Origin of the sequence: Rhodobacter calidifons (assembly GCF_011174775.1) — a bacterium.
GTDB classification, from domain to species: Bacteria; Pseudomonadota; Alphaproteobacteria; order Rhodobacterales; family Rhodobacteraceae; genus Tabrizicola; species Tabrizicola calidifons.
Genome location: NZ_JAANHS010000001.1, coordinates 455,611 through 472,886 on the forward strand (window position 1 = coordinate 455,611; position 17,276 = coordinate 472,886).

Annotated in this window: 12 protein-coding genes; all 12 read right to left on the reverse strand. The window is 64.2% G+C overall.

Annotated elements, in window-relative coordinates:
• Positions 1-617: 617 nt before the first annotated feature.
• The 12 genes from G8O29_RS02355 to rpoB all read right to left on the reverse strand — a co-directional run bounded on the left by G8O29_RS02355 (position 618) and on the right by rpoB (position 17,166).
• Positions 618-938, reverse strand: a complete 321-nt coding sequence (locus G8O29_RS02355; protein ID WP_166401603.1) for a 50S ribosomal protein L23 — start codon at positions 936-938, stop codon at positions 618-620.
• Entirely contained in the window at positions 935-1,555 is a 621-nt protein-coding gene (rplD, locus tag G8O29_RS02360) for a 50S ribosomal protein L4 (RefSeq protein ID WP_149076693.1), read from the reverse strand. The genes G8O29_RS02355 and rplD overlap by 4 nt, the downstream gene beginning before the upstream one ends.
• Complete coding sequence (gene rplC, locus G8O29_RS02365) at positions 1,552-2,271, reverse strand: 50S ribosomal protein L3 (RefSeq protein WP_128515210.1); 720 nt, start codon at positions 2,269-2,271, stop codon at positions 1,552-1,554. The genes rplD and rplC overlap by 4 nt, the downstream gene beginning before the upstream one ends.
• A gap of 13 nt (positions 2,272-2,284) precedes the next feature.
• Positions 2,285-2,593: a 30S ribosomal protein S10 gene (gene rpsJ / locus G8O29_RS02370; protein ID WP_128515209.1), complete on the reverse strand. Its 309-nt coding sequence runs from the start codon at positions 2,591-2,593 to the stop codon at positions 2,285-2,287.
• Between the two features lie 114 nt (positions 2,594-2,707).
• Positions 2,708-3,883 (reverse strand): elongation factor Tu, encoded by a 1,176-nt coding sequence (gene tuf, locus G8O29_RS02375; RefSeq protein ID WP_166401604.1) that lies wholly within the window; start codon positions 3,881-3,883, stop codon positions 2,708-2,710.
• A gap of 82 nt (positions 3,884-3,965) precedes the next feature.
• Entirely contained in the window at positions 3,966-6,083 is a 2,118-nt protein-coding gene (gene fusA / locus G8O29_RS02380) for an elongation factor G (protein WP_166401605.1), read from the reverse strand.
• A 12-nt stretch (positions 6,084-6,095) separates the two neighbouring features.
• The gene (rpsG, locus tag G8O29_RS02385; protein WP_166401606.1) at positions 6,096-6,566 is read right to left on the reverse strand and encodes a 30S ribosomal protein S7; all 471 of its coding nucleotides are present in this window, start codon (positions 6,564-6,566) and stop codon (positions 6,096-6,098) included.
• A gap of 11 nt (positions 6,567-6,577) precedes the next feature.
• Positions 6,578-6,949, reverse strand: a complete 372-nt coding sequence (rpsL, locus tag G8O29_RS02390) for a 30S ribosomal protein S12 (RefSeq protein WP_103259202.1) — start codon at positions 6,947-6,949, stop codon at positions 6,578-6,580.
• On the reverse strand, positions 6,928-7,107 hold the full coding sequence (locus G8O29_RS02395) for a hypothetical protein (RefSeq protein ID WP_166401607.1): 180 nt from the start codon (positions 7,105-7,107) through the stop codon (positions 6,928-6,930). Before G8O29_RS02395 ends, rpsL begins: the two co-directional genes overlap by 22 nt.
• Positions 7,108-7,218: 111 nt before the next feature.
• On the reverse strand, positions 7,219-8,097 hold the full coding sequence (locus G8O29_RS02400) for a DMT family transporter (protein ID WP_166401608.1): 879 nt from the start codon (positions 8,095-8,097) through the stop codon (positions 7,219-7,221).
• Positions 8,098-8,691: 594 nt separating this feature from the next.
• Positions 8,692-12,942, reverse strand: a complete 4,251-nt coding sequence (gene rpoC, locus G8O29_RS02405; protein ID WP_166401609.1) for a DNA-directed RNA polymerase subunit beta' — start codon at positions 12,940-12,942, stop codon at positions 8,692-8,694.
• A gap of 90 nt (positions 12,943-13,032) precedes the next feature.
• The gene (gene rpoB, locus G8O29_RS02410; protein WP_166401610.1) at positions 13,033-17,166 is read right to left on the reverse strand and encodes a DNA-directed RNA polymerase subunit beta; all 4,134 of its coding nucleotides are present in this window, start codon (positions 17,164-17,166) and stop codon (positions 13,033-13,035) included.
• Positions 17,167-17,276 lie beyond the last annotated feature (110 nt).

Here is a 17,276-nt window from a genome sequence, read left to right on the forward strand (position 1 = left end):
TGACAGTGCCAAGGCTTGCAATGCTTGACCTAAGACCCGCCCTGCCGCACCTTTCCTAGAAATCAATGCAGCGCTATCTTCGGCGCATGGTCACCTCAGATGCAAGTTGTCTTTAGCGAGAAACCCTGAATGTTCATGGACCATGTTCTTACCTACCTTACACCTGCTGTCGTCGCCGCTATTGTCGCCGCGGCAATGTCAATTTCGCTTCCTTGGGTAAACTGGGGAATTGAGAAACGGCGCCTTCAGAGACAACGCCGAATTGACTACATCGACGCTGTTCGTAGGTTCGCTCAAGATCACAGTGCAGCTCTCTCCGAATTGGTCCAAACCCCCGAGTATGCCGCTATCCGCAAGCATCTCCCCACTGAATTCGTTTCAAAGATCGAGCGAGCGGACGGGGAACTAAGGATAAATGTTGTTTTGGGGCATGGGCGATCAAGTGGTGCAAACAACTTCAGGCCGCAGCTATTCGACGAACTTTCCAAGCTTGAGATGAGATGGAAGCTCGTCTAAGCTGACAGGTAGAAATACACCACCAACATTCACCGCGCCCCAGAATGGCAAAAGCCCCCGCCTTCCGGCAGGGGCTCTCTCATTTCACTCAAGCCTAAGGCTCAGAGGCCGGTCGTCACGTCGATCGTCTGACCGTCTTCCAACATGACATAGGCCTTCTTCTTGTCCGACCGCTCGCCGGGGCGACCGCGGAAGCGTTTGGCCTTGCCCTTGGTGATGGTGGTGTTCACCGCCTTCACCTTCACGCCAAAGATCGCCTCGACGGCTTCCTTGATCTGCGGCTTGGACGCATCCATCGCGACCTGGAACACGACGGCCCCCGCCTCCGAGGCCATGGTGGCCTTTTCGGTGATGACCGGCTTCTGGATCAGGTCGTAGTGCTCCGGCTTCAGGCTCGCCGCGGTTTTCGGTGCTTTGCTCATTTCAGGCGAGCCTCCAGGGCTTCGATACCGGCCTTGGTGATGACCAGGGTATCACGCTTCAGGATGTCGTAGACGTTGGCGCCGATGGTCGGCAGGACGTCCACACCCTCCAGGTTGCGGGCGGCCAGGGCGAAGTTCGGATCGACCGAAGCGCCGTCGATGATGAGGACGCGCTTCCAGCCGAGTTCCGACTTCACCTTGGCGAGATGGGCGGTCTTGGCCTCGGCCAGCGTGGCCGCGTCCAGGATCACCAGCTCACCCGCCTTGGCCTTGGCCGAGAGCGCATGCCGCAGCCCGAGGGCGCGGAACTTCTTCGGCAGGTCATGGGCGTGGCTGCGCGGGGTCGGGCCCTTGTAGACGCCGCCGTGCCGGAAGATCGGTGCCTTCTTCGAACCGTGGCGTGCGCCGCCGGTGCCCTTCTGGCGATAGATCTTCTTGGTCGAGTAGCTGACGTCCGACTTGCCGAGGACCGAGTGGGTCCCCGCCTGGGCCTTCGCCCGCTGCCAGCGCACCACGCGGTGCAGGATGTCGGCGCGCGGCTCGAGGCCGAACAGCGCTTCGTCCAGTTCGACGGAACCGGCCTTGCCGCCGTCCAGCTTGATCACATCGAGTTTCATGCTTCACCCCCTTCGGCGGCGACTTCAGCGGCCGGAGCAGCGGCAGTCCGGATCGCGGCGGGACGCGGGGCGTCCTTGGCTTCCGGCTTCTTCACGGCGTCCTTGATCGTGACCCAGCCACCCTTCGATCCGGGGACCGCGCCCTTGATCATGATGAGACCGCGGTCGGCATCGGTGCGCACCACTTGCAGGTTCTGCGTGGTCACGCGCACCGCACCCATGTGGCCGGCCATCTTCTTGCCCTTGAACACCTTGCCGGGGTCCTGGCACTGGCCGGTCGAGCCGTGCGACCGGTGCGACACCGACACACCGTGGCTGGCGCGCAGGCCGCCGAAGTTGTGCCGTTTCATCGCACCGGCAAAACCTTTGCCGATCGAGGTGCCCGCGACATCGACATACTGGCCTTCCAGATAGTGGTCGGCGGTGATTTCCGCGCCCACTTCGATCAGGCAGTCGGGCGAGACGCGGAATTCCGCGATCTTGCGCTTGGGCGCCACGTTCGCCTTGGCGAAATGGCCGCGCTGCGCGGCGGTGGTCCGCTTGGCCTTGGCCACGCCCGCACCCAGCTGGACGGCGGTGTAGCCGTCCTTGTCCGCGGTGCGCTGTGCCACGACCTGAAGGCTGTCGAGTTGCAGGACCGTCACCGGAACCTGCTTGCCGTCGGCCAGGAACAGCCGGGTCATGCCCAGCTTCTTCGCAATAACTCCAGAGCGCATCTGCCTGCCCTCCTTACACTTTGATCTCGACGTCCACACCGGCCGCGAGGTCGAGCTTCATCAGCGCGTCCACGGTCTGCGGGGTGGGGTCGACGATGTCGAGAAGCCGCTTGTGCGTGCGGATCTCCCATTGGTCGCGCGACTTCTTGTCGATGTGCGGACCACGGAGAACCGTGAATTTCTCGATCTTGTTGGGCAGCGGAATCGGCCCGCGGACGGTGGCACCGGTACGCTTCGCGGTGTTCACGATTTCCTGCGTGCTGGCGTCCAGCACACGGTAATCGAAGGCGCGAAGCCGGATGCGGATGGTCTGACCTTGCATCGGTTTTTTCCCTTTAGAACATCGGCCTGGGGCGACGCGCCTCACCCGAGAGGTTCTGTTTCGTTGGTCGAAGGGCGGGCTTCTACAGCCCACCCTTCAGGAGTGCAATACGCCTCAGGCGATGATCTTCGACACGACGCCGGCGCCGACGGTGCGGCCGCCTTCGCGGATGGCGAAGCGCAGCTTCTCTTCCATCGCGATCGGCGCGATCAGCTCGACCTCGAACTTCAGGTTGTCGCCCGGCATCACCATCTCGGTGCCTTCCGGCAGCTTCACCGTGCCCGTCACGTCCGTCGTGCGGAAGTAGAACTGCGGACGGTAGTTCGCGAAGAACGGCGTGTGACGCCCGCCTTCCTCCTTGGTCAGGATATAGGCCTCGGCCTCGAACTTGGTGTGCGGCTTGACCGAGCCGGGCTTGCACAGCACCTGGCCACGCTCCACCCCGTCACGGTCGATCCCGCGCAGGAGCGCGCCGATGTTGTCGCCAGCTTCCCCACGGTCCAGGAGCTTGCGGAACATCTCCACCCCGGTGCAGACCGACTTCTTGGTCTCGCGCAGGCCCACGATCTCCACTTCGTCGCCGACGTTGATCACGCCCCGCTCCACCCGGCCGGTCACCACCGTGCCACGGCCCGAGATCGAGAACACGTCCTCGATCGGCATCAGGAAGGGCTGGTCCACCGCCCGCGCCGGGGTCGGGATGTAGTCGTCCACCGCCGCCATCAGCGCGCGGATCGACTTCTCGCCGATCTCGGGGTTCTCGCCGATCATCGCCTGGTGGGCCGAGCCCTTGATGATCGGGATCTCGTCGCCGGGATATTCGTAGGAGGACAGAAGCTCGCGCACTTCCATCTCGACCAGTTCCAAGAGTTCCTCGTCATCCACGAGGTCCACCTTGTTCATGTAGACGACCATGTAGGGGATGCCCACCTGACGGCCCAGCAGGATGTGCTCGCGCGTCTGCGGCATCGGGCCGTCCGAGGCCGCCACCACCAGGATCGCGCCGTCCATCTGGGCGGCCCCGGTGATCATGTTCTTCACATAGTCGGCGTGGCCGGGGCAGTCGACGTGGGCGTAGTGGCGCTTCTCGGTCTCGTATTCCACATGCGCGGTCGAGATCGTGATCCCCCGCGCCCGCTCTTCCGGCGCGCCGTCGATCTGGTCATAGGCGCGGAATTCGCCGAAATACTTCGTGATCGCCGCCGTCAGCGTCGTCTTGCCATGGTCAACGTGACCGATGGTCCCGATGTTCACATGCGGTTTCGTCCGTTCAAACTTTGCCTTCGCCATGCTGGCCTCCTGTTTCGGTGCGGTGCGCGATGAATGCGCACCCTACGGGTTGGTAGGGTGCGCCTTTAGGGCGCACCGAATGTCATGCGTATTTCTTCTGGATTTCCTGGCTGATGTTCTCCGGCACCGCGTCGTAGTGGTCGAAGAGCATCGTGAACACCGCCCTACCGCTCGTCATCGAGCGCAGGTTGTTGATGTAGCCGAACATGTTGGCCAGCGGCACCATCGCGTTGATGACATTGGCGTTGCCGCGGCTGTCCTGCCCGGTCACCATGCCCCGACGCGAGGTCAGGTCGCCGATGACGCCGCCGGTGTATTCCTCGGGCGTCACGACCTCGACCTTCATGATCGGTTCCAGCAGTTTCGCGCCGGCCTTCTTCAGGCCCTCGCGCATCGCAGCCCGGGTCGCGATCTCGAAGGCGAGCACGCTGGAGTCGACGTCGTGGTAAGCACCGTCAACGAGCGCCACCTTGAAGTCGATGACCGGGAAGCCCGCCAGCGGGCCCGAGTCCATGACCGACTTGATGCCCTTCTCGACGCCGGGGATGTATTCCTTCGGCACCGCGCCGCCGACGATGCGGCTTTCGAAGCTGTAGCCCTCGCCCGGCTCGGTGGGCGTGATCTCCAGCTTGACGCGGGCGAACTGGCCCGTGCCGCCGGTCTGCTTCTTGTGGGTGTAGTCGATCTCGGTCGGGCGCGAGATGGTTTCGCGGTAGGCCACCTGCGGGGCGCCGATGTTCGCCTCGACCTTGAACTCGCGCCGCATGCGGTCGACGAGGATGTCGAGGTGAAGTTCGCCCATACCCTTCATGATGGTCTGGCCCGATTCCAGATCGGTCTCGACGCGGAAGGACGGGTCTTCGGCGGCCAGACGCTGCAAGGCCAGCGCCATCTTCTCTTGGTCGGCCTTCGACTTCGGCTCGACCGCGATCTCGATCACCGGCTCGGGGAAGGTCATGGTTTCCAGCACCAGCGGCTTGTTCGGATCGCAGAGCGTATCCCCGGTGGTGGTTTCCTTCAGCCCCGCCAGCGCGATGATGTCGCCCGCGAAGGCTTCGTCGATTTCCTCGCGGTTGATGGCGTGCATCATCATCATCCGACCGACACGCTCGCGCTTGCCCTTGGTCGAGTTCAGCATCTGGTCGCCCTTCTTCAGGGTGCCGGAATAGATGCGGGTGAAGGTGAGCGAGCCCACGAAGGGGTCGTTCATGATCTTGAACGCCAGGGCCGCAAAGGGCTCGGCGTCATCGGGCTTGCGCTCGATGTTGCGGGTTTCCGTCTCGTCGCCCGGGGCGTAGCCCAGGTAGGGCGGGACGTCCAGGGGCGAGGGCAGATAGTCGATGACCGAGTTCAGGACCGGCTGGACGCCCTTGTTCTTGAACGCGGAACCGGCGGTGACCGGCACGAAGGACATGTTCAGCGTGCCCTTGCGGATCAGCTTGCGCAGGGTCTCGACGTCCGGTTCCTGGCCTTCGAGATAGGCCATCATCGCCTCGTCGTCCTGTTCGACGGCAAGCTCGATCAGCTTGGCGCGCCAGGTTTCCGCCTCGCCCTTCAGGCTGTCGCGGACGTCGCGGATTTCCCAGGTCGCGCCCAGATCTTCGCCCTGATAGACCCATTCCTTCATCGTCACCAGGTCGATGATGCCTTCCAGCTTGTCCTCGGCGCCGATCGGCAAGGCGATCGGGGCGGGGGTCGCGCCGGTGCGGTCCTTGATCATCTGGACGCATTTGAAGAAATCGGCGCCGATCTTGTCCATCTTGTTGACGAAGACGATGCGCGGCACCTTGTAGCGGTCGGCCTGACGCCAGACCGTTTCGGTCTGCGGCTCGACGCCGGCGTTGGCGTCCAGCAGGCAGACGGCCCCGTCAAGCACGGCCAGCGATCGTTCGACCTCGATGGTGAAGTCCACGTGGCCGGGAGTGTCGATGATGTTGAAGCGGTGCTTCGGGCCTTCGGCGGTCTTGCCGTCGGTGGTGCGTTCCCAGAAGGTGGTGGTCGCAGCCGAGGTGATGGTGATCCCGCGCTCCTGCTCCTGCTCCATCCAGTCCATGGTCGCAGCGCCGTCGTGCACTTCGCCGATCTTGTGCGACTTGCCGGTGTAATACAGGATCCGCTCGGTCGTGGTGGTCTTGCCCGCGTCGATATGGGCCATGATCCCGAAGTTGCGGTAGAGGTGCAGCGGATATTCGCGTGCCATGATCTGCGCTCCTTACCAGCGATAGTGGCTGAACGCCTTGTTCGCGTCGGCCATCTTGTGGGTGTCTTCGCGCTTCTTCACGGCACTGCCGCGGTTCTGCACGGCATCGGCCAGTTCGGCGGCCAGACGCTCTTCCATCGTGTTCTCGTTGCGCTTGCGAGCGGCGGCGATCAGCCAGCGGATCGCCAGGGCCTCGCGACGTTCGGTCCGAACCTCGACCGGGACCTGATAGGTCGCACCGCCGACGCGGCGCGAGCGGACCTCGACCGAGGGCTTCACGTTGTCGAGCGCTTCGTGGAAAGCCTCGACCGCCGGGCGCTTCAGACGGGTCTGGACGCGGTCAAGCGCGCCATAGACGATCGACTCGGCGACCGATTTCTTGCCGTCGAGCATCAGGTTGTTCATGAACTTGGTGACCACCCGGTCGCCGAACTTGGCATCGGGCAGGATTTCGCGCTTTTCGGCGGCGTGACGACGGGACATCTTCTATCTCCTCACTTCGGACGCTTGGCGCCGTATTTCGAACGACGCTGACGACGCTCTTTCACGCCCTGGGTGTCCAGAACGCCGCGGAGGATGTGGTAACGCACACCCGGAAGGTCCTTGACCCGGCCGCCACGGATCAGGACGACGGAGTGTTCCTGAAGGTTGTGCTTTTCGCCGGGGATGTAGGAGATGACCTCGAAGCCGTTGGTCAGGCGCACCTTGGCGACTTTCCGCATGGCCGAGTTCGGCTTCTTCGGGGTGGTGGTATAGACGCGGGTGCAGACCCCACGTTTCTGCGGGCAGGATTCCAGGTGCTGCGACTTGGATTTCCGGACCACTGCTTCCCGGGGCTTCCGGATCAGCTGTTGAATCGTCGGCATTCACGTTCCTCGTTTCGATACTCGCCGGGTGCCACCTCGGCGCCGCTTCTCGACCGTGCCCTGCGCGAATCGCAAAACACGAACACCGCATCCACCGCCGTTTCCGGCGATGCCGCGGTGGAATTCCAGAGGATCGGGGCGTTTTCGGCCCGGATCATGACCACATCAAGCGCTCTGAGCCCTGGGACAAGGCAGACCTCGCCCTTCGGGTTGGGCGGCGTATAGGGGGAATCGGTGGAGGTGTCAATGGACGCCCCCTGCCCTGCCGCTCAGCCCGGCCGGCGGCGCAGCTGGCGCTCGCGCCAGAGCGTGAAGAGACCCGCGCCGACGACGATCGCCGCACCGAGCAGGGTCCAGCCGTCGGGCAGGTCGCCAAAGACGAAAAGTCCCAGGACGATGGCCCAGAGCAGCGAGGTATAGCGGAACGGCGCGACCATGCCGACATCGCCGTGGCGCATGGCGCTGACCGATGTGAGGTAGCCGACGATCAGGAAAAGCCCGGCGCCAAGCACCTTGGCGGCCTCGCCGCTGTCGGGGCTTTGCCAGCCCTGGAACAGGGTGCCGGTCCAGCCCATCAGTGTCACCGCGACCGCAGCGCCCAGGGCGACCAGGGCCGAGGGCACCTGGCCCTGCAAGGGCCGCACCGACAGGTCGCGGACCACCACGCAGGCGACCGAGGCAAGACCCAGCAGCGACCAGCGGTCGAAGCCTTCGGTGCCCGGGCGGATGATGATGAGGACGCCTGCGAGGCCCACCAGGATCGCGGTCATCCGCCGCCAGCCGATCCGGTCGCCGTAGACGATGGCGGCGCCGAGGGTGATCAGCAGCGGCAGGGCCTGAAGGATGGCCGACAGATTGGCAAGCGGCATCCGCAGCAGGGCCTCGAGGAAAAAGACCGTTGCGGCCACGTCCGCCAGCGACCGCAACAGGATGAGCCCCGCGTCGCGGCGGTTCGGACGAAAGCGGAAGGCCCCCGTCGCCAGGCACAGCAGCGCAAGGCCCGCCACCGCGATCAGCCCGCGCAGGCCGATGGTCTGGAACAGGGGCAGGGTCAGGGTGACCGATTTCATGAAGGTGTCGTTGATGGTGAAGGCGGCCATCGAGGCGCACATCAGAAGGATGCCGCGAAGGTTTTCCGATACGGGCAAGATGGGGTCCTTCTCCTGGCCCCTTCGGTAGCAGGCGGCATGGGCAAGGGGAAGGGTCAACCCGCGAAAAGACTTTTCGCGTCTTTGCACTCAAGGGTTCAGGCGGGGGTGTCTGCCGTCCGGAAAGGCTTGCCGCCTTGCCTGGCCGGGGTGGATTTCGCGTCTGGATTTCGACTTGGGCGCGGCCCTGCAAGTCCTTTGTCGCGTCGTCGGGCTCCGCCTCCTTCTCGGGTGATGGGGGTTTTCCACCCCCGAACCCCCGGAGAGTATTTTCGACGTGAGCAAGCCGGAGCCGGTCAGCCGGCACGGCTGCGAGAGAGAGGCGCGGACTCTCCGCGCGGGAAACGGCAAGGGTGATTGCCGGTTTCAAGCACTTCCCCCGGGCGTCGGCAGTTTCAGCCTGGCGCCTCGCCTTGCAACTGCATCCGCGGCAGCGCCGACCGAGGAAGGGGTGGGGGGGGTGAGCCCGATCAGAAAACGCATGGGTTTTCCCGGCCGATGACTGCCCCGGAAGACGCCACCCCTTTCCGAAAAGGGAAACCCCCGCCACCCTTTCGGATGGCGGGGGCTGACCTTGCGGATCGCCGGTCCGGATCAGTCCCGGCTTTCGATCGTGTCCACGAGGCCGCCGTCGAAGACGTCGTCCGCTTCGGGCTCTACCACCGCCATCGGAGCAGCCAGCGCGGCGGCGTGTTCCGCCTCGGACCGGCGGGCCTCGATCACGGTCTGGTCGCGGTCGGCGGCGATCTTCTTCACGCGGCTGGTGGCGCCACCCGTGCCCGCCGGGATCAACCGGCCCACGATGACGTTTTCCTTCAGGCCCAGCAGCTTGTCCCGCTTGCCCTGCACCGAGGCCTCGGTCAGGACGCGCGTGGTTTCCTGGAACGAGGCCGCCGAGATGAAGCTGCGCGTTTGCAACGACGCCTTGGTGATGCCAAGGAGGACCGGCTCGGCTTTCGCCTCACGGCCACCACGGGCCACGGCCTTGGCGTTTTCTTCGTCCAGCTCGATCTTCTCGACCTGTTCGCCCTTCAGCAGCGTGGTGTCGCCCGAGTCGGTGATCTCGAACTTCTGAAGCATCTGACGGACGATGACCTCGATGTGCTTGTCGTTGATCTTCACGCCTTGCAGGCGATAGACGTCCTGCACTTCGTCGATCATGTAATTGGCAAGCGCCTCGATCCCCAGGATCCGCAGGATGTCGTGCGGAGCCGGGTTGCCATCCATGATGTAGTCGCCCTTCTGGACGAAATCACCTTCCTGGACCGGAATGTGCTTGCCCTTGGGGATCATGTATTCCATCGGCTGCAACGTCTCGTCCACCGGCTCGATGGTGATGCGGCGCTTGGACTTGTAGTCCTTGCCGAACCGCACATAGCCGTCGCATTCGGCGATGATCGCGTGATCCTTCGGACGGCGCGCCTCGAACAGTTCGGCCACGCGGGGCAGACCCCCGGTGATGTCCTTGGTCTTGGCGCCTTCGCGCGGGATCCGCGCCACAACGTCGCCGGGCCGCAGTTCCTGGCCGTCCTCGACCGACAGGATCGCGTCCACCGACATGGCATAAGTGATCGGGTTGCCCGCCTCGTTGCGCACGGGTTCGCCGGTCGCCGGGTCCATCACGATGATCTCGGGCTTGAGATCGCCGCCCTTGGGCACCGACCGCCAGTCCGACACGATCTTCTGGGTCATGCCCGTCGCATCGTCGGTTTCCTCGCGGACCGAGATCCCCGCGACGAGATCCTTGAACCGCGCCACGCCGGACTTTTCGGCGATGATCGGCAGGGTGAAGGGGTCCCATTCGAAGAGCTTGGTGCCGCGCTTGACGGTCTCGCCTTCCTTCACGTGCAGCTTCGCGCCGTAGGTCAGCTTGTGGACGGCCCGTTCATGGCCCGCCTCGTCGATGATCGCGATCGACATGTTCCGGCCGACCACGATCTGCTCGCCCGAGACGTTGGACAGCAGGTTGGCGTTGCGGAACTCGATCCTGCCTTCCTGGCTGGCTTCCAGGAAGGACTGCTGGCCGCCCTGCGCCACGCCGCCGATGTGGAAGGTCCGCATCGTCAGCTGGGTGCCAGGTTCGCCGATGGACTGGGCGGCGATGATGCCGACCGCTTCGCCGATGTTCACCAGCGTCCCGCGCGCCAGGTCGCGCCCGTAGCAGAGCGCGCAGACGCCCTCTTCGGCCTCGCAGGTCAGCGGCGAGCGGATGCGGATCGAGGCGAGACCGGCCGCCGAGATGGCGTCGGCCTTGCGTTCGTCGATCAACTCGTTCTTCGCGACGATCACTTCGTCCGAGCCGGGGGCGATGACGTCCTCGGCCGCGACGCGACCAAGAACCCGTTCGCCCATCGGCACGATCACCTCGCCGTCGTTGACCGCGGCCGAGGCCATGATCGACTGTTCGGTGCCGCAGTCGTGGATGCGGACGATGCAGTCCTGCGCCACATCGACCAGACGGCGGGTGAGATAGCCCGAGTTCGCGGTCTTCAGCGCGGTGTCGGACAGACCCTTCCGGGCGCCGTGGGTCGAGTTGAAGTATTCAAGAACGGTCAGACCTTCCTTGAAGTTACTGATGATCGGCGTCTCGATGATCTCACCGGACGGCTTGGCCATCAGGCCGCGCATGCCGCCCAGCTGCTTCATCTGGATGACCGAGCCCCGGGCGCCGGAGTGGGCCATCATGTAGACCGAGTTCGGCTCCTTCTCGGCGCCGGTCTCGTCGGTGCGGACGGCCGAGATCGTGGCCATCATGGCCTCGGTCACCTTGTCGTTGCACTTGGTCCAGGCGTCCACGACCTTGTTGTACTTCTCGCCCTGGGTGATGAGCCCGTCGAGGTACTGCTGTTCGAAGCCCGCGACCTGTTCCTTCACCTCGTTGACGATGGTCCACTTGGTGTCGGGGATCACCATGTCATCCTTGCCGAAGGAGATGCCGGCGCGGAAGGCCTCGCGGAAGCCCAGCGTCATGATCTGGTCGCAGAAGATCACCGATTCCTTCTGGCCGCAGTAGCGGTAGACGGTGTCGATGACGGTCTGGACGTCCTTCTTGCGCAGAAGCCGGTTGACCAGGTCGAAGGGGGCCTTGGCGTTCAAGGGTAGGAGGTTCCCCAGCCGCAGGCGGCCCGGGGTGGTGTCATACCGTTTCCAGACGATGTTGCCGGTCTCGTCCACCTGACGGATGCGCGCCTTGATCCTGGCGTGCAGATGCACTTCGCCTGCCGCAAGCGCATGTTCCACCTCGTCGATGTCGGCGAAGGCCATGCCCTCGCCCTTCATGCCCTTGCGCTCCATCGTGACGTAGTAGAGGCCGAGGACCATGTCCTGCGACGGCACGATGATCGGGCTGCCGTTGGCGGGCGACAGCACGTTGTTGGTGGACATCATCAGCACGCGCGCTTCCAGCTGGGCCTCGAGGCTGAGGGGCACGTGCACGGCCATCTGGTCGCCGTCGAAGTCGGCGTTGAAGGCCGAGCAGACCAGCGGGTGCAGCTGGATCGCCTTGCCTTCGATCAGGATCGGCTCGAAGGCCTGGATGCCCAGACGGTGCAGCGTCGGCGCGCGGTTGAGGAGGACCGGGTGTTCGCGGATCACCTCATCCAGGATGTCCCAGACCTCGGGGCGTTCCTTTTCGACAAGCTTCTTGGCCTGCTTCACGGTCGAGGAAAGCCCCTTGGCCTCCAGCCGCGAGTAGATGAAGGGCTTGAAGAGTTCCAAGGCCATCTTCTTCGGCAGGCCGCACTGGTGCAGCTTCAGTTCCGGCCCGGTCACGATGACCGAACGGCCCGAGAAGTCCACCCGCTTGCCCAGGAGGTTCTGACGGAACCGGCCCTGTTTGCCCTTCAGCATGTCGCTGAGGGACTTCAGCGGGCGCTTGTTGGTTCCCGTGATGACGCGGCCGCGACGGCCGTTGTCGAACAGCGCATCGACCGCCTCTTGCAGCATCCGCTTTTCGTTGCGGACGATGATGTCCGGCGCGCGCAGCTCGATCAGGCGCTTCAGGCGGTTGTTGCGGTTGATGACGCGACGGTAGAGGTCGTTCAGGTCGGACGTGGCAAAGCGGCCGCCGTCCAGGGGCACCAGCGGGCGCAGTTCCGGCGGGATCACCGGAAGCACGGTCAGGATCATCCACTCCGGCCGGTTGCCGGATTCGAGGAAGCTCTCGACGATCTTCAGCCGCTTGATGATCTTCTTCGGCTTCAGTTCCCCAGTGGCTTCCTTCAGCTCTTCACGCAGCTGTTCGGCGGTCGCCTCCAGGTCGATCGCCGCCAGCATCTCGCGGATCGCTTCGGCACCGATGTTGGCGGTGAAGGCGTCCGCGCCATACTGGTCCTGCGCGTCGAGGTATTCCTCTTCGGTCATCAGCTGGCCATAGGTCAGGTCGGTCAGACCCGGCTCGATGACGACGTAGTTCTCGAAATAGAGGATGCGTTCCAGATCGCGCAGCGTCATGTCGAGCATGAGGCCGATCCGGCTGGGCAGCGACTTCAGGAACCAGATATGCGCGACGGGGGCGGCCAGTTCGATATGGCCCATGCGTTCACGCCGCACCTTCTGGAGCGTGACTTCAACACCGCATTTCTCGCAGACGACGCCGCGATACTTCATGCGCTTGTATTTGCCGCAAAGGCATTCGTAGTCCTTGATCGGCCCGAAGATGCGGGCGCAGAACAGGCCGTCGCGTTCCGGCTTGAAGGTCCGGTAGTTGATGGTTTCCGGCTTCTTGATCTCGCCGTAGGACCAGCTCAGGATCCGCTCGGGCGAGGCCAGGCTGATCTTGATCTCGTCGAAGGTCTTGATCGGGGCAACCGGGTTGAACGGGTTGGTCGAGAGTTCCTGGTTCATGTCATTTTCCCATGTTCGGGGCTGCGGTCAGAGGGTTGAGGCCAAATTCCTTCGAAGGAATTTGCAAAAATCTTCGAAGATTTTTGGCCCTCACTCCTCCTCCGCATCCAGGAGTTCCATGTTGAGGCCGAGGCCCCGCACTTCCTTGACAAGGACGTTGAACGATTCCGGCACGCCGGCTTCGAAGTTGTCCTCGCCCTTGACGATCGACTCGTAGACCTTGGTCCGGCCTGCCACGTCGTCCGACTTCACCGTCAGCATTTCCTGCAGGGTGTAGGCGGCGCCGTAGGCTTCCAGAGCCCAGACCTCCATCTCGCCGAGACGCTGGCCACCGAACTGCGCCTTGCCGCCCAGCGGTTGCTGGGTCACCAGGCTGTAGGGGCCGGTGGACCGCGCGTGCAGCTTGTCGTCGACCAGGTGGTGCAGCTTCAGCATGTATTTCACGCCCACCGTCACCTTGCGGCTGAACTTCTCGCCGGTGCGGCCGTCGAACACCTCGGACTGGCCCGACGTGTCGAACCCGGCGCGCACCAGCGCGTCGTTCACGTCGGCCTCTTTCGCGCCGTCGAAGACCGGGGTGGCGATCGGCACGCCCTTGGTCACGTTGCCCGCCAGTTCCAGGAACTCCTCCTCGGAGCGGCCCGCGAAGGCCTCTTCGTAGGTCTCGTCGCCATAGGCCAGACGGACGGCCTCACGCACCGGGGTCAGGTCGCCCGAACGGCGGTATTCCTTCAGCGCCTCGTCGATCTTCAGGCCGAGGCCGCGCGCGGCCCAGCCCATGTGGGTTTCCAGGATCTGGCCCACGTTCATCCGGCTGGGCACGCCCAGCGGGTTCAGCACCAGATCGACCGGAGTGCCATCCGCGAGGAACGGCATGTCCTCCATCGGCACGACCTTCGAGATGACGCCCTTGTTGCCGTGACGGCCGGCCATCTTGTCGCCCGGTTGCAGCTTGCGCTTCACCGCGACGAAGACCTTGACCATCTTCATCACGCCGGGGGGCAGATCGTCGCCGCGGCGCACCTTTTCGACCTTGTCGTCGAACCGGTGTTCCAGGGCGCGCTTCTGCGCCTCGAACTGGTCGTTCAGGGCTTCGATCTCCTTGGCCAGGTCCTCTTCACCCACGGCAAGCTGCCACCACTGGCCGCGGCTCAGCGTGGACAAGAGCTCCTCGTCGATGGTCGAGCCCGCCTTGATGCCCTTCGGCCCCTTCACGGCGGTCTTGCCCAGGATCAGCGACTTCAGGCGCGCGTAGATGTTGCGTTCCAGGATCGCCAGCTCGTCGTCGCGGTCGCGGGCGAGGCGTTCGACCTCCTCCCGCTCGATCTGGAGCGCGCGTTCGTCCTTGTCCACGCCGTGGCGGTTGAACACCCGCACCTCGACCACCGTGCCATAGGCGCCCGGAGGCAGCCGCAGCGAGGTGTCCCGGACGTCACTGGCCTTTTCCCCGAAGATGGCGCGGAGCAGCTTCTCTTCGGGCGTCATGGGGCTTTCGCCCTTGGGCGTGATCTTGCCGACCAGGATGTCGCCCGGCTGCACTTCGGCGCCGATGTAGACGATGCCCGCCTCGTCAAGGTTGCGCAGGGCTTCCTCGCCGACGTTCGGGATGTCGCGGGTGATCTCTTCCGGCCCCAGCTTGGTATCCCGGGCGGCGACTTCGTATTCCTCGATGTGGATCGAGGTGAACACGTCATCCCGCAGGATCCGTTCCGAGATCAGGATCGAGTCCTCGTAGTTGTAGCCGTTCCAGGGCATGAAGGCGACGATCACGTTCCGGCCCAGAGCCAGTTCGCCCATGTCGGTGCAGGGGCCGTCGGCGATGACCTCGCCGCGCTTGACCTGATCGCCCACCTTCACCAGCGGGCGCTGGTTGATGCAGGACGACTGGTTCGACCGCTTGAACTTGCGCAGACGGTAGATGTCCACGCCCGGCTCGCCCGGCTCCAGCATCTCGGTGGCGCGCACGACGATACGGGTCGCGTCCACCTGGTCGATGACACCCGCGCGCCGCGCCATGATGGCCGCGCCACTGTCACGCGCGACGACCGCCTCGATGCCGGTGCCCACGAACGGGGCGTCCGACTGCAACAGCGGCACCGCCTGACGCTGCATGTTCGACCCCATCAGCGCGCGGTTGGCGTCGTCGTTTTCCAGGAAGGGGATCAGCGAGGCCGCGACCGAGACCAGCTGTTTCGGCGAGACGTCGATCAGGTCGATCGCGTCCGGCGGGTTCAGCATGAATTCCCCGGCCTTCCGGCTGGAGATCAGGTCGTCGGTGAAGCGCCCTTCCGCGTCCTGCGCCGCGTTCGCCTGGGCGACGGTGTGGCGCATTTCTTCCGTGGCCGACATGTAGACGACCTCGTCGGTCACCTTGCCGTCGATCACCTTGCGGTAGGGGGTCTCGATGAAGCCGTACTTGTTCACCCGGGCAAAGGTCGCCAGCGAGTTGATCAGGCCGATGTTCTGGCCTTCCGGCGTCTCGATCGGGCACATCCGGCCGTAGTGGGTCGGGTGAACGTCGCGGACCTCGAAGCCCGCACGTTCCCGCGTCAGACCGCCCGGCCCAAGCGCCGACAGGCGGCGCTTGGGGGTGACTTCGGACAGCGGGTTGGTCTGGTCCATGAACTGCGACAGCTGCGAAGAACCGAAGAATTCCCGCACCGCAGCGGCCGCCGGTTTTGCGTTGATCAGGTCCTGCGGCATGATCGTGTCGATCTCGACACTGGACATCCGCTCCTTGATCGCGCGCTCCATGCGGAGGAGACCCACGCGATACTGGTTCTCCATCAGCTCGCCGACGGACCGCACCCGGCGGTTGCCGAGGTGGTCGATGTCGTCGATCTCGCCCTTGCCGTCGCGCAGCTCGCACAGCGCCTTGATGCAGGCGACGATATCCTCGCGGTCCAGCGTGCGCTGGGTGTCCGGCTTGTCGAGGTCGAGCCGCATGTTCATCTTGACCCGGCCCACGGCCGACAGGTCATAGCGTTCCTTGTCGAAGAACAGCGTGTCGAACAGCGCGGCGGCGGCCTCGACGGTCGGCGGCTCACCGGGGCGCATCACGCGGTAGATGTCCATGAGCGCGGTGTCCCGGCTCATGTTCTTGTCCACCGCCATGGTGTTGCGGATGTAGGGGCCGACGTTGACGTTGTCGATGTCCAGCACCGGAATGTCGGTGATGCCCTGGTCCAGCAGCAGCTTGACCGTGCCGCCCTTCACTTCGCCGTCGCGGTCCAGTTCCCAGGTCAGCTCGTCCCCGGCCTCGACCCAGATCTCGCCGGTTTCCTCGTTGATGATGTCCTTGGCGACATAGCGGCCGAGGATGTGGTCGAAGGGCACCAGAAGCTCGGTGACGGTGCCCTCGTCCTTCCACTTCTTCACCATCCGCGGCGTGGCCTTTTCGCCCGCCTTCAGGATGACTTCGCCGGTCGCGGCATCGACCAGATCATAGGTAGGACGGGTGCCCGACACGCGGCTCGGGAAGAACTTGGTGACCCAGCCCTTGTTCTTCACATAGCGGAAGTTGATCGTCTCGTAATAGGCATCCATGATGCCTTCCTGGTCCATGCCCAGCGCATAGAGCAGCGTCGTCACCGGCAGTTTCCGGCGGCGGTCGATGCGGGCATAGACGATGTCCTTGGCGTCGAACTCGAAGTCCAGCCAGCTGCCGCGATACGGGATGATGCGGCAGGCGAACAAGAGTTTGCCCGAGGAATGGGTCTTGCCCTTGTCATGGTCGAAGAACACGCCGGGCGAACGGTGCATCTGGCTGACGATCACCCGTTCGGTGCCGTTCACGATGAACGTGCCGTTCGCGGTCATCAGGGGCATGTCGCCCATGTAGACGTCCTGTTCCTTGATGTCCTTGACAGACCGGGCCCCGGTGGTTTCATCGACATCGAACACGATCAGGCGCAGCGTGACCTTCAGCGGCGCGGCATAGGTCATGTCGCGGCTCTGGCATTCGTCCACGTCATACTTGGGCTTTTCCAGCTCGTACTTGACGAATTCCAGGACCGCAGTCTCGTTGAAATCCTTGATCGGGAAAACCGACTGGAACGTCCCCTGAAGCCCTTCGCCGTCCATCGGCTTGTCGCCGTCGCCGGACCGCAGGAACAGGTCGTAGGAGGATTTCTGAACCTCGATCAGGTTCGGCATCTCCAGCACTTCGCGGATCTTGCCGTAGTGGCGGCGGATGCGTTTCTGGCCAACATAAGCTTGCGCCATGTTTCTGGTCACCTTTCCGTGTTTCGCTGGCGCACCACCCGTCGGGCCACGGGCGCGCACCGCTTGCGAAGAGACCGATGGGTTCCATTCGTGCCGCCCGTCCCGAAGGG